This window comes from Thalassotalea profundi (assembly GCF_014653195.1).
GTDB lineage: Bacteria > Pseudomonadota > Gammaproteobacteria > Enterobacterales > Alteromonadaceae > Thalassotalea_B > Thalassotalea_B profundi.
The window spans coordinates 85,259-107,180 of the sequence record NZ_BNAH01000005.1 but is presented as its reverse complement, the minus strand read 5'-3'; the positions used below and the strand labels follow the sequence as shown (position 1 = coordinate 107,180).

Below are 21,922 nucleotides of genomic sequence, written 5' to 3'. Positions count from 1 at the left end.
TCACTAATCAGAGCCTAAATTATTCTTCCTGTTTTAAAACTAGTTTTAATGCGGGAAGTAACTTTTCTTGTAATTCGGTAAGCTGTTCACTCGAATAAGCAATAGTCGGTTGATAGCCCCAAACGGGCTTAGGCCAAGCGGCATCATCTTCGTATCTGACAATATGATGGAGATGTAATTGCGGGCATACATTACCAATTGCCGCAACATTCATTTTTTTCCCCATAAACACTTGCATCAATATTTCACTTAACGCACTAGATTCGTTTAATAGTTGTTGTTGATCTTGCCAATCTAATTGATACACATCAGTAATATCAGCTCTTTTAGGAACTAAAATAAACCAAGGGTATTGGCAATCATTCATCAGTAATAATTTAGAGAGTTTTAAATCAAGTAATTCTATACAATCTCTTTTTAATAAAGGGTGCAGTTCAAATTGATTTTCCAACATTATTTCCTTTTATTCTTTCGACCACGACCACGCGCTAGCTTTTTAGCTTCTCGCTCTGAAATTTTTTTCTGTTCAAGCTCAGCAAAATACTCTATTTCTTGCTCAACCATCTCAGGAGTTTCGAAGGTCAAGGCTCCCAATGTCTTATCGCGAATTTCATGAATTAATATTGCAGATGCTTTGTGTAAATCAACATGCCCACCACTTTTAACACAACCGCGTAAACGACCTATCTCTTCTATGAGCTCAAGTTCACTTGAAGGTATAATATCTAATTTATAACGCTCTTTTAATCGTTCAGGATAATGTTGTAACAGGTATTCTGCGGCAAAAAAAGCAATATCATCATGATCAAAAGCGGTATCTTTCACTGCACTGGTAATAGCTAAACGGTATCCACTATTCTCATTGACAATTTTTGGCCACAACATGCCTGGAGTGTCATATAAATATAAGCCATCTTCTAATCTAATGCGTTGTTGTCCTTTAGTAACAGCAGGTTCATTTCCCACTTTAGCTTTAGCTTTTCCTACTAATGTATTTAATAATGTAGACTTACCAACATTAGGTATCCCCATAATGACCACATTGATTTGTTTACCTGCTTCATCTTTATTTGGCACCAATTTTTTTACGAGATCTGGGATCGTTTTAGCTACAGAAGAATTTTCAGTTGTTAAAGCAATAGCCTTAACATTTTGTTGTGACTCCAAGTAATTTAACCAAGTATTAGTAATTTTAGGATCAGCTAAATCTGATTTATTCAGAATTTTAATAAGTGGTTTATCACCTCTGATCTCAGTGATCATAGGGTTTTCACTACTAAAAGGTATACGCGCATCACAAACTTCAATAACAACGTCAATTTGTGGCAGAATTTCTCTGATTTCTTTTTGGGCTTTGTGCATATGGCCTGGAAACCATTGGATACCAGCTCTACTCATTTGATACTCTAACCTTTAATTATGCCAATATGTATTAAGGCGATTTTGCATATTTAACTATATTATCAGTTAAATACCTATAAATAGGTATAGTTTACACCATTAACGACTATTTGTTTTTTAACCTGATGCAAATAAAAGAAAATAAATTAGATTAAATACCTCTTAAAAAACACTAGATTAGCGCCCTTAATTAGTGCAATAATATGCAAAATTAAAGCATAACAATTCAAAAATACTCACCAAGTAAGAAGTTAACTGCTATATTTCACGCTTTCCCTATTCACAAAATGATTGGGCTTACCTTTACTTATTTAACACGAATTATGAAGGATAAATATTTATGTCATATATTCATGAAACTATTTCTAATTTAAAAAATACTAGTCCAGCTCAAGCTGAATTCTACCAAGCAGTAGAAGAAGTATTAGATTCATTAGCTCCTATATTAGAAAGTAACAAACACTACCAACAACAAGCCATTATTCAACGTCTTGTAGAACCTGAAAGACAAATAATGTTTCGTGTTCCTTGGGTTGATGATGAAGGGAATATACAAGTAAATAAAGGCTATCGTGTAGAATTTAACTCAGCATTAGGTCCTTATAAAGGTGGCTTAAGATTTCATCCTAGCGTTAACGCAAGTATTATTAAATTTTTAGGGTTTGAGCAAATATTTAAAAATGCACTAACGGGTTTACCTATTGGCGGAGGCAAAGGTGGCTCTAATTTTGACGCTAAAGGAAAGTCTGATGGCGAAATTATGCGTTTTTGCCAATCTTTTATGAATGAGCTATATCGCCACATAGGTCCAACAACAGATGTGCCCGCTGGTGATATCGGCGTAGGAGCACGTGAAATTGGTTACATGTTTGGTCAATATAAAAGGTTAACTGGCCGTTATGAAGGGGTGTTTACTGGAAAAAGTTTATTATGGGGTGGATCTTTAGTTAGAAAAGAAGCGACGGGCTATGGTGTTGTATATTTTGCTGAAAATATGCTGTCGGTTAAACAAGAGTCTTTAAAAGATAAAAAATGTTTAATTTCAGGCTCAGGTAACGTTGCCATCTATGCTATAGAAAAACTTTATCAATTGGGGGCTACTCCTATCACATGTAGTGACTCTACAGGAACGATATATCATGAATCTGGAATAGATTTAGCGCTACTAAAAGAATTAAAAGAGGGTTCAAGATCAAGCCTTATTGGTTATTTAGAAGAATATAAAGAAGCGCAATTTATCCCTATTGATGACTATCCAAAAGATGGCCATGCTGTTTGGCGATTTTCAGCCGATGCTGCATTTCCATGCGCCACACAAAATGAATTAACCCTAGCTGATGCCCAAGCTCTTATTGAAAATGGTTGTCAGTTAGTGAGTGAAGGCGCGAATATGCCTTCCACACAAGACGCCATTAACACCTTTATTGAAGCCAAAATTTCTTATGGTCCGGGAAAAGCAGCAAATGCAGGCGGTGTTGCGACAAGTCAATTAGAAATGGCGCAAAACTCAAGTATGCAAACATGGTCATTTGAACAAGTTGATCAAAGGTTACAGGAAATCATGAAAAACATATTTCAAACGGCCCATAAAACATCAATAGAGTTCGGCCAACCGGGTAATTTAGTATTAGGAGCAAATATAGCCGGTTTCAAACGTGTTGCTGATGCAATGTTAGAACAAGGTGTTGTATAGATTTCACATTTAATAAACAATTTGCCTTGCAAATACAAGATGACATATATAAGCAAAAAGCCCATTATGCTATTAATGGGCTTCGTATTCTTTCTTTTAACTCAGTAACAATGATATCTCTAGGCAGACTTACAACTCAAAATCACCAAAATCAACAGCATCTTTAGTACAAATAGCAGGTTTATTTGGTTGATCAAGTAATGAAGGTTGTACAACATTTACCACAAGTTCTTCCGCTTTGGGCTTTATACCGTTTTCTTTGCGTCTTTTCCTTTGCTGGCAACGCTTTATTACTTTTTGTTTGTCGTCAGAAGTTAAATGAATCCATGTTTGCCGTTCATCACGTGAACGAAAGCAGCCTTTACATAAGCCTTTATCATCTGTCTGACAAATACCTATACAAGGGCTTGGAACATCAAAAAACTCTAACTGCATACTCATATATTAATACCATGTATTATATCGACCCAAGTTACGTCAGTCTTATAGAACATTATACGTTATAAGACGTAATAGATTACGCTAATTTATCTGAGACAATATGATAATCAGGATCTTCAATGACATTAACTTCAACCAAGTCACCTGCTTTTTCTAACAATAACTTACATTCTTGACTTAAATGTTTTAAATGTATGGTTTTGCCTTGATTAATAAAACGTTCTGCTAAAGTATCAATAGCTTCAATAGCTGAATGATCTACAACTCTTGAATTTTTAAACTCAATAATTACGTCATCACTATCATCTTTGATATTAAACTGCTCTAAGAAACTACTCACAGAGCCAAAGAATAATGGGCCGTTTACTTCGTAAACAGTACTTCCTTTTTCGTCACTCACACGTTTAACGCTAACATGTTTTGCATGTTCCCAGGCAAAAACTAGTGCTGAAACTATAACTCCAACAACTACAGCAATTGCTAGATCTGTAGCAACAGTAACGCCTGAAACTAATACAATAACAAAAGCATCTGATTTTGGTACTTTATTTAAAATTCGAAAACTTGACCATTCAAATGTTCCAATAACCACAATAAACATTACACCAACCAATGCCGCTAGTGGAATAATTTCTATCCAATTTGAAGCAAACATAATAAAAGCAAGTAATGCTAACGCAGCCGTAATACCGGAAGCTCTACCTCGTCCACCAGAATTAACATTAATCATTGATTGACCAATCATGGCGCACCCCCCCATTCCCCCGAAAAAACCAGTAACAGTATTTGCAGCGCCTTGTGCAATACACTCTTTGTTACCACGACCTCGAGTACCCGTTAGTTCATCTATCAAGGTTAAGGTTAGCAAGGATTCGATTAATCCAATAGCAGCAAGAACAATGGCAAAAGGAAAGATAATTTTCAAAGTATCCAGTGTCAGAGGTACCATTGGAATACTAAATTGTGGCAAACCACCCGCGATAGAAGCAAGCGGATCGTTAGTCATGTCTCTAACAAAATCAACCACAGTTCTGGTATCTAATTCTAGACTTTGTACAAGCACGGTAACAACAACTATGGCCACTAACGATGAAGGAACTGCTTTAGTTAACTTAGGTAAAAAATGAATAATGACCATAGTTAGTAAGATAAGTCCTGACATAATATATAGCTGAGAACCTTGCATCCATTCTAATTCACCTAACTCGTTAGTCACTTTAAACTGACCTAATTGAGCTAAAAATATTACGATAGCTAAACCGTTAACAAAACCTAACATAACAGGATGCGGTACTAAACGGATAAACTTACCCAGTCTAAATATACCAGCTAATATTTGAAGTAAGCCAGTTAACACAACGGTTGCGAATAAATATTCAACACCATAAATCGCAACTAAACTCACCATAACAACAGCCATAGCACCTGTTGCACCAGATATCATGCCTGGTCTTCCGCCAAAAATAGAAGTTATTAATCCAACCATAAAGGCCGCGTAAAGCCCAACTAAAGGCTTAACACCTGCAACAAAAGCAAAGGCAACAGCTTCAGGTACCAGTGCTAAGGCGACAGTCAATCCTGATAATATATCATTTTTCAAGTTACCAGCTTTGGCAACATTAATATTAAACATTTTAATCTCTTGTTTCAAAAGGGGTTGATGTCAAATGAAATAAATAATCCCCACATCTGTGAGAGTTATTTATTTCAATTGATATAATTCAATCAATATTTATAGAAGTAATAACCTATAGGTATTCATTATATTTTTTACAGTGTTGAATCTAACTGTAAGAGTCAAAGGTAAACTCAAATAATAGAACAAATTTCAGACAACTAAAGGCGGCGAGATAGTATAGATAAAAAGGGAGAAAGTCAATATTTGATCACGTATCTTATTAACACGCGATCAAATATTCATTTGTTTTTAAAGACTTTTTTAAAGTTTATTGTTTTCGCGTTTAACTAAAAAAGCTTTAATTTCATCACGAGAGCCTAAAATATGTTTTTTAAGTAAAGCAACGGCATTATCAACATCTTTCGCCTTACAAAAAGCTAATAGATCATTATGCTCTGACTCGGCTTTAGAAATACCGCCAGCCCAAAGTAAATGCATGCGAATATAACGATCCGAATTTTTATTTAAAGTATTAACTAAATCTTGTGTTTGGGGGCGTTGAGCACCAGAATACAAACAGTTATGATAATTAGAATTCAGTGCACTCCAAGTATTAACCGCATTCTCTTTACCTAAAGCTTGATCTAACTCCGATAATAGCGCCGTCGCTTCAGCTAAGGTTTCATCACTTAGATTAGGAATTGAGTCAGCCAATAGATTAGCTTCAAGCATAGCCCGTAATTCAAACAACTCGTCCACTTGATCAATATTAAGCTCGGTTGCTGTCGCACCTTTATGCGGTTCGAATGAAACTAGTCCTTCAGCCTCTAATTGTAATAATGCCTCTCTAACAGGAATACGACTAACATTTAACTCTTCAGCCAAAGCAGCTTGACGCAATGGTTGACCGGCTTTAATTTCACCATTAAGAATTTTTTCTCGCAATGTTTCAACAACAAGCTGCGTTCGGGTTTTAAATACTATGCTCATACATTTTTTCCTAGAGGTAGTTGTCGACTATTATAAGGAATAGAATGATAAACACAAAAAAAAAGGAATTATTGTTTAAATAATTCCTTTAATCATCTATTTACTAATTTCTCAACAGCTCTGGTAATAATTGAACGGGCATGTTTTGATAACAAATTGGTCGCTGAAAGCGCTTAATTGCCTCACTTCCAACAGATGTTGTTCTCAGATCTGTTGACGCTGGGAATGGCCCCCCATGGTTCATAGACGCGCACACCTCAACTCCTGTTGGCATTTGATTGTAAATCAAACGGCCTACTTTATGAGCTACCGCTCTAGCTATCAAACAACTTTCGTTTAAATCAGCATCAGTTCCATGAATACTTGCTGTTAAATTACCTTTTAACAATTCAACAAAGCTAAGCATTTCATCAAAATTTTTACAGCGAACAATTAACGCACACGAACCAAATACTTCTTCATGTAACTGACTATTAGCTTTAAAGGTGGCTAAATCTGTTGCAAATAATGCCGCTTGACATAAATGTGAAGCCTCACTAGTTTGTCCTTGCGCTAGAAGCGTTACATTTTCAATCGATTGCCATTCTTTTACCGCAGATTGATAAGTAGCGGCAATAGCAGGCGTTAACATAACACCTGCTGATGATGCTTTTATAGAAGCTATAGCAGCACGTTCAAAAATATCACTATTATTATCCTCTACATAAGTCCAAATACCAGGACTCGTACAAAATTGTCCTTGTCCCATTAGCAAAGAAGCCACTAATCCTTGTCCAAGACTCTCTCCCTCTTGTTGAAGCTTATTAGGCATAATAAACTGTGGATTAACACTACCAAGCTCACCATAAAATGGAATAGGCTCAGCACGCTCATTAATTTGCGCTTGTAGGATCATCCCAACACGTTCTGAGCCTGTAAAACCTACAGCTTTAACTAACGGATGAGTAACTATTTGGCTAGCAATAGCATAATTCTTACCCTGTATGAGTGAAAATACCCCTTGTTCAAGCTCGCAAATGCTTATTGCTGTACTTATTGCACGAGCGACCAACTCAGCAGTACCAGGATGTGCAGCATGGGCTTTCATTATAACAGGGCAACCAGCAGCTAAAGCTGAAGCAGTGTCACCACCGGCGGTTGAAAATGCTAAAGGAAAATTACTCGCGGCAAAAACTCCAACAACACCTAAAGGTAAATATCCTAATCGAGTATCAGGTTTAGGTAATGGCTCTCTGGTAGCATCTGCAAGATCAATCACTCCTTGATATTCGCCTTTTTCCAATAAATCGGCAAATAGACCTAGCTGACCAATTGTGCGTCCTCTTTCTCCTTGAATTCTTGCTTGGGGTAGACCTGTTTCTTGGCAAGCAGTTGTTATGAGCTCATCACCCAAAGCCATTATTTGTTCACCAATGGTGCGTAAAAAAGCGGCTCTTTTTACTGCTGATAATTCACTATATCCTACAAATGCATTATGCGCCGCTGCGATTGCCTTCTCTACTTCTTGCTCAGTAGCATCTGCAAATTTTGTGGTCATTGGTTCGTTAAGTGCTGCATCGATAGCAACAAATCCGTTAGCCGTTTCACCTAACCACTCACCAGCAATTAAATTTTTTCCTGTTAATGTCATATTTATACCTACTTAATATTCAATCTGTTAATAATTAATTCACTGTAAAGCCGAATGCATAAGGATCATCGTCATCAATAGTAATACAGTTTTTACCATAAACTTTCGCCCAACCAGCAATGCTTGGTTTGATCATTTTGATGACTCCAGTTGGCGTATTTACGTCAATCACATCTTCTACTTTGCCTATAAACTGGCTACCAATATAACTTTCATGAGTAAAGCTATCGCCAAGCGTTAAGTGACCTTTAGCAAATAATTGCGCCATACGAGCACTGGTACCGGTGCCGCATGGGGATCTGTCGATAGCTTTATCACCGTAAAAAACGGCATTAGCACCATCAGAATCTTGCTTTTGTGGCTTCCCCGTCCAAAGTACATGAGTTATTCCGTTAACAGTAGGGTCTTGAGGATGGATACATTCGAGCAATTCATCAGCTACAGCACGAACTATAGGGCTCCAATGTAAAATATCACTCGCACTCCATTGATCGATACCTGGGAATTTAGCTTGAGGTTCAACAATAACGTAATAATTTCCACCGTAGGAAACATCGACATAAAGCTCTCCTAAACCTGGAACATTTAGCACAACATTTTGATGAGCAAGGTATGCAGCAACATTATGTAGTTTAACTGAAGTTACTTTGCTATCTTTTTGCTGGTACTCAACATGTATTTGTCCCGCGGGAACATCTAACGTGAGCTGACCTTTAACTTTCGGAGTAATTAACCCGTTTTCAATAGCTGCAGTTACCGTACCTATAGTTCCGTGGCCACACATAGGTAAACACCCGGAAGTTTCAATAAACAATATTGAAGCATCAGAATTCTCACTACAAGGAGGATAAATAAAGGCCCCTGACATCATGTCATGCCCTCTTGGTTCAAACATCAGACCTCTGCGGATCCAATCATGATATTGTAAAAAATTTTGACGTTTCTCACTCATAGTAACGCCTTGTAAATTTGGATGACCACTAGTTACCAAACGTACTGGATTGCCACAAGTATGTGCATCAATGCAAAAAAACGTACCTTTAATCATAAAAAAACCTATACAAAATAAGAAAAGCGCCACGCTATAAAAAACCGAGCATCTTCATAATTAACTGTCTAATGTGCTGAATCTCGTTTTATAGATTTAAATCAAACTTAACCTAAACCTAACTAAAGTCTAATCCAAGTGAAATGTAGATAACCAAGTTGACTGATATATCCTCATTATATGCGTAGTTACCGCAGGATAAATGGCTCGTCAATTTATATTATTCATAGTTTATCTCTCACTCAAATTTTTAAAATACAGTCAAAGTAATACTAGAAAAGATTCGGCATATTGTATACAATAATTTTAATCACACAAGCATTTCGTTAAGTTTTTCTCAATTAGGTAACTATAAATGCAATTTAATATTAATAAATTAGAAAACTATCAGTGTATTAGTACTATTGATGCCCACACAGAAGGAGAACCTTTACGTATAATAACTCAAGGTTACCCTACAATTAAGGGCAACACTATATTGGAAAAACGTCAATATCTTACTGAACATTTAGATCAATATCGTAAATTGCTCATGTTTGAACCTCGCGGTCATGCAGATATGTACGGCGCTCTAATTACAGAGCCCTGTACGAAAGAAGCTAAATTTGGCATTTTATTTATGCATAATGAAGGTTATAGCAGTATGTGTGGGCATGGCATTATTGCTGCAGTATCTGTAGCGATAGAAACGGGCGCCTTAACAATGCCACCTGTAAATCAAGCGATAGGTATAGACTCTCCAGCAGGATTAATTAAGGCTTACGTCGAATATGATAAAAATAAAAACATCGTAGTAAGCTTTGATAATGTTCCTTCTTTTATCGAAGCATTAAATCAGTCTGTTGAAGTTAAAAATTTAGGTAAAGTAGATTATGACATTGCCTATGGAGGCGCTTATTACGCCTTTGTCGATGCGGATAAACTTGGTATGGATTGCACCCCGGCTAATAACCAAACACTCATCAAAGCGGGCTGGGATATAAAAAAAGCTATAATGAATAGTTATTCTCTACAACACCCTGTTGAAAAAGAGCTAAGTTTTTTATACGGCACTATCTTTTATTCTAATAAGACAACTCACTCAAACTCTCATTCTCGCCATGTTTGTGTTTTTGCTAATGGAGAAGTTGACCGTTCTCCAACTGGAACAGGTGTAAGCGCAAGAGCAGCGATCTTAGTAGAAAAAGAAAAACTAACATCACAAAAAGACATTGTAATAGAAAGTATTGTTAATGGAAAAATGACAGTTAATGTTCAAAAAACTTGTGACTATCATGGAAAAAAAGCAGTAATTCCTCGCGTTAGTGGTAGAGCATTTATCACTGGTTATCACCAATTTTTATTAGATCACAAAGATATATTCCCTCAAGGCTTTATATTGAGATAAGTTATCATGACAACAAAAAAACAAAAAATTGCTGTAATTGGGGCAGGCATTATTGGTGTAAATTGCGCTGCTCAGTTACAAGCGCAAGGAAACAGTATTACATTAATTGATAAAGAAGGCATAGGAGAAGGTTGTTCAAAAGGTAATGCTGGGCATTTTGCCACCGAACAAGTTTTTCCACTTGCTGAATTTAATTTGTTATGGCAACTCCCCAAATTATTATTAAACCCCCTGGGGCCTATCGCGATATCTCCCCGATATTTTCCTCAAGCATTACCGTGGTTTTTTAAATTCATGCGTAATATGTTTAATGATAAACGTCAGAATAATATGCTTGCACTAAAAGCTCTCAATAAGAATGCGATAGCAGAATATAGTCCAATCTTAAAAGCAGCAAAAGCTGAGCACTTATTAACAACAAATGGAAGTTTATTAGTTTTTGAAACTAACAATATAAAAACGGTTGAACAACATTATCACGCCTATAAAAATCAAGGAATAGCAGTCTTATTGTTAGATAGACAGCAAACATTATTGTTAGAACCAAACCTTCACCACAGTATTAATTATTCCTTATATTTTACTGAAGTAGGGCATACTATTGACCCCTACCTACTATGTCAGGCCATCGGTAACCATGCATTATCATTAGGAACAATCTTCAAGAAGTTTTCAGTAAATAAAATTACTTATCAAGAAGATAGCATCAAATTATATGATGAAAAACACTGCTTAACTTTTGATAAAGTTATTATTGCTACCGGCGCTTGGTCTGTAGAATTAGCCAACCAGTTAGGCTATAAATTACCCATGGAATATGAACGTGGGTATCATTTAGACTTAACAAAACTTGACATAGATAACCAGCTAACTCGCCCTATAGCTTCCGCTGAGCGAAAATTTATCATTACACCAATGGCGCACGGGTTACGATTGGCCGGAACAGTTGAGTTTGCAGGATTAAAACTAGCGGCAAATATGAAACGAGCAAAAAGTTTATATAAAAATGCGCAATTTATTATACAAAATACAGCGTTTTTACACGATCACGAGATAAGTGAAGATCAATGTTGGATGGGCCATAGACCTTCAATGCCTGACTCTTTACCTGTAATAGGTCAAGCTCCTGCCCATAAAAACGTTTACTTTGCAGTGGGGCATCAGCATTTAGGTCTAACCTTAGGGGCAATTACTGGAAAACTAATTACTCAACTTGTACAAAACGATAAAACAGATTTAGATATAACCCCTTTTTCGTTAAAACGTTTTAATTAATCTGGTTTATCAGCTTGTTGAAGTGGCACCTTAACAATAAAAGAACAGCCTACTTTACTATCTTCTATTTTTATCGTGCCACCTAACTTAGTATGTACTAAGTTAAAAACAATATTCATGCCTAATCCTGAGCCCCCTTGTCCTCGTTTAGTCGTAACAAACGGATCAAAAATCCGCTTTTTAATATCTTTTGTTAATCCTTGGCCATCATCGCTATATTTCAGAGTTAAAAAGTTTTTATTATGGGTAAATTCAATATTAATCTGCCCTGACTCTTTATTTTCAAAGCCATGCACGTGCGAGTTCGTTAAAAAATTTGTTAATATTTGATTCCACGCGCTGGGATAAGTGACCAAATTAAAATCTTCATCGACGGAGATATTAATAGAATATTTTTTGCGTTTGAAAAGAGTTTTGACCGTATTAACAATATCATTGACATGCTGTGCTAAATTAATGCTTAGCTTAGGATCTGTATGTTGCTCAACAGCAACAGATTTAAACCCTCTTATTAAATCCACAGCTTTATTTAAACTTCTTTCAATAATATTTTGATATTCAGTTAACAGCGTTAATGTGGTAGTAAGTTGAGATTTAGTTAAATTTTCACTTTCAATTGCGCTACTTAATTCCTCAACTTTTTCTTTCAATGCCGTAATAGAAGTAACACAGATGCCTAATGGCGTATTAACTTCATGTGCTACACCCGCAACAAGCTGGCCAAGAGATGCCATTTTTTCAGATTGCACTAATTGATCTTTTGCTAATGTTAGATCATCTAAAGATTGTTGAAGTTGCTGATTACTAGCAGCCAATTTAGCTGTACGGTCGTAAACTTTTATCTCTAACTCACCATTTAAATTAATTAAAGCATTTTCTGCTTCTTCTAATTTAACAATATCCTCTTTTAAGTCTATCCGCATATTATTGATAGCATCAGCTAAATCATCTAACTCATCCCTTTTCTTTTTTCGGTTTGGAAGCTTCAGAGGAGTGTCTAAGTTATGCCCTTTTAGATTTAATGAATAATTGGTAATAAAATAAAGGTGGCGAGTTATAAGCCAATGTACAATAATCATGATAAAAAAAGCGACAATAAAGGTCTTTACTGCTTCAGAGGCTAAAATAAAGCCCGCTTGTTGCCATAAACTATCGTAAATATCTTCAAAATCTGCCGAAACACCCAAAATACCAATAGTATTTTCACCGTAGATTATAGGGTATTCAACATACTTTTCCGCTTTAACATCTTCTTTACCAAATTGGTAAATTTTACCAAAGCTTGTTGTGATTTTTACATAACGAATATCAGGTAAACGAACAATACCTTGTAATTGTTGTAACACTAAAGGCTCATTAAAATCCCATAAACTTGTTGAAATTGATTGGATATAACTTGTTTCAATATTTTCAAATTGCTGATCTAACGAAGAAAGGTGATCTTTATATGTCATATACAGCTGTATAGCTGTAGAGGTGAACGACAATATTGAGCTACACAGCAAAATATATATCAGTACTCGACGACTTAATTTATTATTAAATGAGCCTTTATTTGGCATTAATATTTTTCACTTAGTTGATAAAATTCACACAAAAATCAGTGAAATTTTATGCTTTATCGGTCTTCTAATTAAAATAGGCATTTACAGTATTGTCAACTAAATACACTAAAATAAAAGTAACGTCTAAATACGCTAAGCTATTATTTTAATAAAGTATATTACCTAGACGTCATGTATCGCTCTATATCTTCTATCGTTCGGGGGATTTCAGCTGATAAGTTTTGATGTCCACTTTTGGTTACCATGATATCATCTTCGACTCTTATGGCTATTCCGCGCCATTTTTGATCAACCTGTTGGCAGCTTTCAGGAATATATATCCCAGGTTCAATAGTAAAGACCATAGCCTCTTTTAAAGTTAACCATTGATTACTTTTATCATGATAGCTGCCCACGTCATGTACATCCATTCCTAACCAATGACCAGTTTTATGCACGGTAAACTGTCGATAACTTTCATCATTCATCACTTGATCAATTTCGCCCGATAATAATTCAAGATCAATTAATCCCTGTGCCAAAACTCTCATTGCTGTGTTATATATATCACACCAAGGTAAACCAGGCCTTACAATTGCTATGGCTGCATCTAAAGCATTTAATACTAATTGATAAAGTAGTGCTTGTTCTTTAGTAAATTTTCCATTAATGGGCCAAGTTCTTGTAATATCAGAGCAATATTTTTGGTATTCAGCACCCGCATCTACTAAAACTAATTCCCCTGATTTTAGTTCGCTATTATTATCTTCATAATGAAGACAACAACCATTATTTCCACTAGCAACAATAGTTGGATACGAAACTTCGCGGCAGCCAAATTCAGCTATTTCACGATCAAAGATGGCACTGAGTTGTAATTCATTCATACCCGGTTTAGTTGATCGCATCATCGCTTTATGGCCACTCACAGAGGCTTTGACCGCGTGTTTAATCAATGTTATTTCTTCAGTTGATTTAATGACTCGCGCATTATGCAAAATAGGCTGTAAAGGTAATAACTGACGATACGCTTTAATTACATCAAAGGCGGTATTTTTTCGCTGAGTATTTATCCATTTGAAAATACTATCTTGATATATCCCCTGCTCATCTAAATAATAAATTTTACTACGTGTTTCGAGTAATTCAGGTAATGTTTGATCCAATTCATTAATCGCATAAGCAGTGTCAGCTTGATAAAATTCAATTGCACCAGCTAGTCCAGCTCTTTTACCAAAACTTGTTTCTGCAGACGCATCATTAGGGCGGGTAAATAAAATATAACTTTGTTCATGCCCTGGTCGTATAACAGCTACAGCATTAGGTTCGGTAAACCCTGTTAAGTAATAGAGGTCGTTGTCACAACGAAAATGATAATTAATATTTTTACTGCGTGTTTTCGCCGTATTACCCACAACGATAACAACAGAGTCACTATCAAGTTGTTGGCAAAGCCATGCACGTCTTTGTTGGTAGATCATCTCATACCTCTATTCTATAATTGCCGTAGTTTATTTTAATGTGTTATTGGCCACTAATTTAGCCGCTATTAGGTCTTCTAGCGCATGGCCAACAGATTTAAATATCGTAATATCACTTGCTTTTCGGTTGACTTGATACTCACCTTTACAAAGTGAAAATAAATCAGCCTTAATATCTTTTTTTGAGATAATCCCTGTTTTTAAAGGTATAGCTATATCACCTGTTTCTCTCAACGCACCATCAAAATTATCAACAAAAATTTTATTGCCGACTAAACATGCATCATCCATTTCTCGCATATCAGGGCGATAAGCACCCACCATATCAACATGCTGACCAGGCTGTAACCAATGACCAAAAATAAGCGGCGTTGTACTCAATGTTGCACAAGAAATTATATCGACTTGTTTAGCATAAGATTGGATATCATCAACAGGAATACATTCAATATTTAACTCTGAAACTTGCTCACATACTGCTTGAGCTTTTGCTAATGTTCGCCCCCAGACATATACTTGATTTATCGGCCTAACGTTTGTGTGAGCTGCAATAAGTTGAGGTGCTAACGTGCCTGTTCCAACTATAAGCAAACTCTTGCTATCTTCTCTTGATAAAAATTGGCTCGCTAAAGCCGAAGCTGCCGCAGTTCTTTTTGCCGTTAATGCTGGCGCATCCATCATAGCTTTTATCGAGCCATTATTTATATCAAACAATAAATACGTCCCTTGAATTGACGGTAAATTTTTTAAGCCATTGTCTGGTGCAACAGTTACTAATTTAACCCCTGCAACATCACCAGCTTGCCACGCAGGCATCATTAGCAATGTTGTTTCTCTTGAGGCTTTAGGATTCTCCATATCATAATGCAAACGAGATGGCACACAGATATCAGTAGTAAATGCTTGTTTAAGTGCTGGCACTAACGTTGAAAAGTCTAATGCATTATTTACTTGTTCTTCACTTATATTGATCATACTAACCCTGAAAAAAACATAATACGCAACACATTATTGCATACTGTATACAACAGGTAAATATATTGATTTCTTCTATTGATTAAAATTGGCAATTTTTAGTTTGAGCAAGACTTTCAACAGATACACCAATTTAAATTAATGTATTAAAATCTCAGTAATATGACATTGATATAGCAAAAATATGTATATAAATGATGTTGTTGAATAACACTAAATTTGAAGGCGATATTTTTATTGTTAAAGTCATAAAATAAGAAATATCAACATAGGCTTTATTATTAAACCTATAATTTATAAGTTAGAAAGGGTTTTCTTTCTGAATTCTGTAGGCGTTTGCCCATGAGTTGCTTTAAAAGCTTTATTAAACGAACTTAAGCTTCTAAAACCACTTTCTAATGCTAGTGTCAAGACAGGAGTGGTTGAAAACTCACTATCAATGAGTTTTTCGCTAACTTCTGCAATCCGATAATGATTTAAAAAATCATTAAAGTTTCGATAGTTTAATTCTCCGTTGATTAAATTTCTCAATTTATATTCATGAATTCCAAGATGTTTTGCTAATTCAGCAATCGTAATTCCATCTTGTTGATATAGCTTTTCGTCGGTCATAGAAGCCGTTATACGTAATAGCTCTTTAGATAGTTTCTTATTAGGTGATCGCTTTTGTGGGGTTACGTTAACTGTTTCAAACAAGCTTGAAGTTCGTAATTGAAATAAGAAATAATTAATACCCGTTACTAACACCACTAGTAATAATGAATTAATAATATCAATACCCTGCCAGTCTATATTGAGCAATTGATCCGCAACAATTTTCAATATGAGATAAACTGCCGATAAACTGATAACAGCCCCGCGTATATAACGACGTTCCTGTACTAAATCATCTCGCCAATATTTTGAAGCCACAACAAAAGCGTGAACAATTAAGGCTAACTCAAGTAGTAATGCACTTTGACCAAACAAAAGTTCCAACATACGACTAGTATCTGCATTGAAACTCATGATGTATTGAATGGCTTGATACGTTAAAGGTATGAGTAATGTCATTGAAGCTAACGCGTACTGCCAGCGTTTAAGTTTAGTATGATCACCAAAAACACTAAGACTAACAAGCCAAAACACTCCTGGTAGTACATTGCCACCTATATGGCTAAACCACCAAAAAAAGGAATGAGTGATTTTTTCAGGATGAATTTCACCTAAACAATAACTAACGCCGCAAAGCATTAATAAAATGTAGAGTCGAATTGATGGATTTTTTTGTTGCTGAGGAAGAAGCACTAGAATACAAAACAACATTTGTGCAATAGCAAAATGAGTTAAAAGCTCAAACATAAAAACCTAAATACTAATAAATAAAATTCGATTTTGCAGTGTAAACACAATTTTTTTAAAAGGCTAGCGCCTATCAATAATCGAAAAATAAAAAGCCCGAAAAATCGGGCTATAAAGTCTTAAATTTCCTGTAATTTAAACATCGCTTAGAAGTTGTATTTAACATCAAGTCCCATTTCTAAGCCGCGATTTATACGACCGTGAGGCGTACCTAAAATACTCGCAGTTAAACCACCAATACTACTAACATAGCGATTATCAAGTAAATTTTTACCCCATAACCCTACTTCTAATTTATCGCTGCTATTCGTCCAAGATAAACGTGCATTTAATAGCTCTGTATCTTCAAAGTATGCGTCTATAGATTTTACATAATCTTCAAGCCCTACTCTGTCGGCATTTACATTTTTAACAAAAACATAATCAAGATGGAAATTAGTTGTTCCTACACTAAAATCAGGCATCCAATCGAGTGTAAAAGTATAATTCGCTTTAGCATTACTTGATGTTTGTGTTGCTGCAATTAAGTCACCATCGCCATTATAAAAGTCAGGTGAAATGTACTCTGTACTACGTATTTCTGTTACAACACCAGCAGTAACACTTTTATTAATATGCCAACGTAAATCAAATTCAACCCCTGTAATTTCACGGTCTTCATTAATAATGGTTGGAATAGCTTGTGAGCTACCTGGAGCCTTCGAATCGATAGACCGCTGAAGGTTATCTAACTCTAAATAATAAGCACTAATATTGGCAATAACTTCATCCCACAATACGGCTTTATAACCAAGCTCATAGTTAGTTGTATCTTCAGGAGCAAATGATTTTGTAGAAGCCGTTAATGAATCAAAACCACCTGATTTATATCCTGTTGAATATGAAGCAAAAATCATTTGATCGTCATCTATTTGATAGCTAGTAACAAATCTCCCTGTTACTTTACTCCAAGAATCAGATGCGGCGAGGTTTACCTGCGGGAATAAAATATTACCTATTGGCACTTGTACGCCTGCGGGCATTAAACTGTTACTTGGAACAGTTGAAAAGGTATTAACGGGAATATCCCATGTAAAATCTTTATCGTCTTTGGAATAACGCAGGCCAACAATTACGTTCCATTTATCGTCAATGGCGTAATCTAGATCAGCAAATACGCCCCAGTTAGTAAAGTCCCCGGTATTATTAATACTTTCTTGCCAAAATTGTCCAGCGTAACTTGGACCAAATATTTCAGGAATATAAGGAGCTGATGACCCCACAAGCCCAGGTAATTGTGCAGACACTATATCGTAGGTTAAATCACCTGTTGCAGAAACTATATCGGCAGTTAAGGGAACTCCCGGCATGCCAATAGCCGCCATAATTTGATCTGCTAAGCCTAAACCATTTAATGCGCCAGCCCAATCGTCTGGATCCCACATATGATCCATATCGTTAATTCCCATAACAGACTTTAACGTTTCTACAGCACCTTCAAAAGTAACACCAGGTCCAAAAGCGCCAGCGGCATGAGCATCGGTATTGCCGCCTAACATTTCAGCAACTTGAGCAGCAACTAATCCGTCAATTTGATTATTTAAATCACCAGTGATCAATCTTGCTGCAGTATCTGTGGTAACGTTTAATTCTGTCGTTTGTTTAACTTTTTCTTTTGAGTATGAAAACCCTGCAACCGCATTCACTTTATCGCCAATATAATTTAACTGTAATTCAGTATATAAAATATTAGAATCTTCGTTATTTGATGTATCAAAATAGCGTGTGATATCAGCTGTGCCATCTTCATCTTGGCGATTTTCAGTTTCCCAATCACGATAACCAAGTACATACTTCATTGACCATTCATTATTAAACTCATGATGCAATTTTGCAGTAACTCCATACATATCGCGAGCTTCGACACCATTTCTAACATCGTTTTCAGCTTTTGACGAGAATGCTGACTGACCATTATTATAAGCATATTCAGAAATACCAACAGCCATAGGCGGCCCTTGTTCTAAATCATCAAAGTCATACGATAATTGAAAGTTCGTGGCATCAGAGATATCCCATAAAAGAGCAACCCTTGCCGCACTATGATCACGCTCACCTAAATCCCATTGCTTGTAATCACTATCATTCCAGTTAGTTACGGCAACATTTTCAATGAAACCGTCCTGTTTATTCGAAAGAAAATTCGCGCGCATATATACATTATCTGATAATGGAATATTCACCATACCTTCAAGACGTTGAAGGTTATCAGTACCGAAACTGCCTTTAACAAAGCCTTCAAAATCGGCAAACGGTGATTTGGGTACCATATTGACTACCCCCATCGCCGCATTACGACCAAATAAGGTGCCTTGAGGACCTTTTAGTACTTCAATACGTGCCATATCTGAAAACACAACACTTTGTGCTGCTCGTGGCATATATATATCATCATAAAATGTAGCTGAAGATGGATCACCACCAACACTAATGTTAGGGCTAGAAATACCACGCATGGTGATCCCTGCTTGGGTCATACTACTATCTGAAAAATCAAAACCAGGTATAAACTTATCTACATCACTTAATAAAATAGAGCCGCTTTCTTCAATTAAGCTTTCGCTAACTGTGCCAACAGTAAGTGGCACTTTTAAGATATTTTGTATTCGTTTTTGCGCAGTTACAGTAACCACTTCGACTTTATCTTCGTCATTAGCTTGATTAGTTTCTTCTGCATAAACTGTTAATGGTGAAACGGCCATTGTAGATAACAAAGCAATCGCAACTGGATGCTTCTTCAAAGATGTTAATGCTTTACCCGACTGGAAGTCTTTCAACATTATGTATTCCCCATTTTTTAATATTTAAATAATTATTTTTATAATTGCATAATCACTATATTGACGTCTTACAATAAAAGCTTACTTATTGTTCAAAAAAACTGACGGATATTTAAAATATCCTGATTAATAATTAAAAAGTAGTACAGACTCTTAATATAATCACCTTCTATTAACATTTATTGATTAAAGGAATTCTTTTTAATTGATGTCTGAAATTCGCTAGTATTAATATCAGCTTTTATTATGATAGCGTTCATATAAATTAAAATTCGTAAAAACAATGTTAGATATCGCATCGTGTGAAAGAGCAAGATTGAGTAGAGATGCTCGCTTTGATGGTAAATTTTATACCGCGGTATTAACCACGGGTATTTTCTGCCGTCCAATATGTCCTGCTAGACCACCAAAGTCAGAAAATGTCACCTACTACTCAAGTGCTGAGCAAGCACAAGCAGAAGGCTTTCGTCCATGTAAACGTTGTATTCCTGAATGCGCACCCGCTTTAAGCATTCCAAACAAATTAAAAAGCATTTGCAATGATTTTAATTTTAATCATGATTCAATAGCCTCTATCGCGAACAAGCTTAACCTTAGTGAACGACAGCTTCAGCGGGTTTTTAAAGACAATTATGGAATAGCTCCTCACCAGTTTTTTCAGCAACAACGTTTATTACTAGCCAGAAAACTGTTAAAAACAACAAAGCTTTCCATTACTGACGTTTGTTTTGCCTCAGGCTTTAATAGCTTAAGACGCTTCAATGAAGCAATTAAGTCAGCTTATAACTGCACACCAAAAGAATTGAAGAGTACGGCGCAATCAAACTCAAGCAGTAAGGATATTTCCATAGAATTAAGTTATCGGCCGCCATTTGACTGGCCATTGATGCTTAAATTTTTTCGAGATCGTCAAATATCAAAAATGGAAAGTGTAGATGACATTTCGTATCAACGAACCATTGCAATCGATTCATGTAAAGGCTGGATAAAAGTTAACCACCATCATAAAAAAAGTGCTTTAGTATTAACCGTTAGCCTTTCGGATTATAGATACTTAAATAATGTCATTATGCGCGTTAGACGTATGTTCGATTTAGACGCTGACATGAGTATTATCCATCAACAATTAAGCCAACACCCTATACTTGCACAAACTATCAAACAATTTAATGGTTTACGCTTACCAGGAAGTTGGGATCTCTTTGAGTTTTCAATTAGAGCAATTTTAGGTCAACAAGTGTCTGTTAAGGCCGCTACGACATTTGCTAAGCGCATTACAGAAAAATATGGTGAACAATCAGCCTATAATAATGAAAAATTAAGTTTAAATTTTCCAACAATTAATACCTTACTCACTGCTGACTTTGAAGGGCTAGGGCTGACTACCTCAAGAAAAAATACGCTAATTAATTGGTTAAAATTTTATTATGAACATCAAAATAAAATAGAAAATTGTAGTTCTACGGAAGAATTATCAAGGTTAATATCAACGATCAAAGGCATCGGTCCTTGGACCATCAATTATTTAGCGATGAGAGGCTTAAGTGATCCTGATGCTTTTCCAAGTGCAGATTTAGGAGTAATAAAAGCGCTTACCATTGATGATAATAAACTGGGTAATAAAGAAATATTAGCATTAGCTGAGCACTGGAAACCTTGGCGTTCTTATGCAACGTTATACCTATGGCATTCTCTACATTAGCTCTTTAAAAAATATCAACACAATTTAAGAAGATATTAAAATGTATTATACAACTTACCAATCTCCTTTCGGCGAAATTATACTTACAGCAAATGATAAAGGTTTAACCGCTTTGGCATTTACTGAAGGAGAACAGCCCATCAATATTGATACAAAACATCACAAAAATAATACATACTTTTTAGAGGTTATTACACAACTCCAACAATACTTTAGTCACCAACGCACTACATTTGATTTACCTTTAGCGCCACAAGGTACACCTTTTCAACAAAAAGTATGGCAAACCCTACAAACGATAAGTTTTGGCGATACTCAAAGTTATGCTTGGCTTGCCAAAAAAATCAGTAACGAAAAAGCCGTACGTGCAGTTGGTAGTGCAAATGGCAAAAACCCTATTGCATTAATTATTCCTTGTCACCGCGTTATTGGTAGCAATAATAAACTCACGGGATATGCCGGTGGTTTAGTTTTAAAAGCAAAGCTATTAACCCATGAAAATGCATCATTTATTGCGCTAAAATAATATTTAAGCAAAATTTAAGTATATAATTATATAAAGTAAAGCTATAGGGTT

At 35.8% G+C, this 21,922-nt stretch carries 17 protein-coding genes; 5 read left to right on the top strand and 12 right to left on the bottom strand.

What is annotated here, in order from left to right:
- Positions 1-19: 19 nt before the first annotated feature.
- Positions 20-454: an HIT domain-containing protein gene (locus IE155_RS07550; protein WP_189377639.1), complete on the bottom strand. Its 435-nt coding sequence runs from the start codon at positions 452-454 to the stop codon at positions 20-22.
- A complete protein-coding gene (gene ylqF, locus IE155_RS07545) occupies positions 454-1,398 on the bottom strand; it encodes a ribosome biogenesis GTPase YlqF (protein ID WP_189377638.1) in 945 nt (314 codons plus the stop codon). The genes IE155_RS07550 and ylqF overlap by 1 nt, the downstream gene beginning before the upstream one ends.
- 343 nt (positions 1,399-1,741) lie before the next feature.
- Here ylqF and gdhA point away from each other — a divergent pair, with 343 nt between their 5' ends.
- Positions 1,742-3,094, top strand: a complete 1,353-nt coding sequence (gene gdhA, locus IE155_RS07540) for an NADP-specific glutamate dehydrogenase (RefSeq protein WP_189377637.1) — start codon at positions 1,742-1,744, stop codon at positions 3,092-3,094.
- Between the two features lie 129 nt (positions 3,095-3,223).
- Here gdhA and IE155_RS07535 read toward each other — a convergent pair whose 3' ends face one another.
- The 5 genes from IE155_RS07535 to IE155_RS07515 form a co-directional block, all read right to left on the bottom strand.
- Positions 3,224-3,535 (bottom strand): DUF1289 domain-containing protein, encoded by a 312-nt coding sequence (locus IE155_RS07535; protein ID WP_229817137.1) that lies wholly within the window; start codon positions 3,533-3,535, stop codon positions 3,224-3,226.
- A gap of 76 nt (positions 3,536-3,611) precedes the next feature.
- Positions 3,612-5,168, bottom strand: coding sequence for a SulP family inorganic anion transporter (locus IE155_RS07530; RefSeq protein ID WP_189377636.1), 1,557 nt, complete (start codon positions 5,166-5,168; stop codon positions 3,612-3,614).
- Between the two features lie 306 nt (positions 5,169-5,474).
- On the bottom strand, positions 5,475-6,143 hold the full coding sequence (locus tag IE155_RS07525; protein WP_189377635.1) for a GntR family transcriptional regulator: 669 nt from the start codon (positions 6,141-6,143) through the stop codon (positions 5,475-5,477).
- A 103-nt stretch (positions 6,144-6,246) separates the two neighbouring features.
- Positions 6,247-7,773 carry an aldehyde dehydrogenase (NADP(+)) gene (locus IE155_RS07520; RefSeq protein ID WP_189377634.1) on the bottom strand — a complete coding sequence of 509 codons (1,527 nt, stop codon included), beginning with the start codon at positions 7,771-7,773 and terminating at the stop codon, positions 6,247-6,249.
- A gap of 34 nt (positions 7,774-7,807) precedes the next feature.
- Complete coding sequence (locus IE155_RS07515) at positions 7,808-8,821, bottom strand: 4-hydroxyproline epimerase (protein ID WP_189377633.1); 1,014 nt, start codon at positions 8,819-8,821, stop codon at positions 7,808-7,810.
- Positions 8,822-9,176: 355 nt separating this feature from the next.
- On the opposite strand from IE155_RS07515, the gene IE155_RS07510 reads away from it, so the two are divergent.
- A complete protein-coding gene (locus IE155_RS07510) occupies positions 9,177-10,208 on the top strand; it encodes a proline racemase family protein (protein ID WP_189377632.1) in 1,032 nt (343 codons plus the stop codon).
- 6 nt (positions 10,209-10,214) lie between these two features.
- Positions 10,215-11,483 carry an NAD(P)/FAD-dependent oxidoreductase gene (locus IE155_RS07505; protein WP_189377631.1) on the top strand — a complete coding sequence of 423 codons (1,269 nt, stop codon included), beginning with the start codon at positions 10,215-10,217 and terminating at the stop codon, positions 11,481-11,483.
- Here IE155_RS07505 and IE155_RS07500 read toward each other — a convergent pair.
- From IE155_RS07500 to IE155_RS07480, 5 genes are all read right to left on the bottom strand, one after another.
- Positions 11,480-12,937 carry a sensor histidine kinase gene (locus tag IE155_RS07500; RefSeq protein WP_189377630.1) on the bottom strand — a complete coding sequence of 486 codons (1,458 nt, stop codon included), beginning with the start codon at positions 12,935-12,937 and terminating at the stop codon, positions 11,480-11,482. The two genes, IE155_RS07505 and IE155_RS07500, sit on opposite strands and share 4 nt — an antisense overlap.
- Positions 12,938-13,206: 269 nt before the next feature.
- Entirely contained in the window at positions 13,207-14,508 is a 1,302-nt protein-coding gene (locus IE155_RS07495; protein ID WP_189377629.1) for an aminopeptidase P N-terminal domain-containing protein, read from the bottom strand.
- Positions 14,509-14,538: 30 nt separating this feature from the next.
- A complete protein-coding gene (lhpI, locus tag IE155_RS07490; protein WP_189377628.1) occupies positions 14,539-15,483 on the bottom strand; it encodes a bifunctional Delta(1)-pyrroline-2-carboxylate/Delta(1)-piperideine-2-carboxylate reductase in 945 nt (314 codons plus the stop codon).
- Between the two features lie 294 nt (positions 15,484-15,777).
- Positions 15,778-16,824 (bottom strand): AraC family transcriptional regulator, encoded by a 1,047-nt coding sequence (locus IE155_RS07485; RefSeq protein ID WP_189377627.1) that lies wholly within the window; start codon positions 16,822-16,824, stop codon positions 15,778-15,780.
- A 146-nt stretch (positions 16,825-16,970) separates the two neighbouring features.
- On the bottom strand, positions 16,971-19,643 hold the full coding sequence (locus IE155_RS07480) for a TonB-dependent receptor (protein ID WP_189377626.1): 2,673 nt from the start codon (positions 19,641-19,643) through the stop codon (positions 16,971-16,973).
- Positions 19,644-19,926: 283 nt separating this feature from the next.
- Here IE155_RS07480 and IE155_RS07475 point away from each other — a divergent pair, with 283 nt between their 5' ends.
- Complete coding sequence (locus IE155_RS07475; protein ID WP_189377625.1) at positions 19,927-21,345, top strand: DNA-3-methyladenine glycosylase 2 family protein; 1,419 nt, start codon at positions 19,927-19,929, stop codon at positions 21,343-21,345.
- A 40-nt stretch (positions 21,346-21,385) separates the two neighbouring features.
- Complete coding sequence (locus tag IE155_RS07470) at positions 21,386-21,871, top strand: methylated-DNA--[protein]-cysteine S-methyltransferase (protein WP_189377624.1); 486 nt, start codon at positions 21,386-21,388, stop codon at positions 21,869-21,871.
- Positions 21,872-21,922 lie beyond the last annotated feature (51 nt).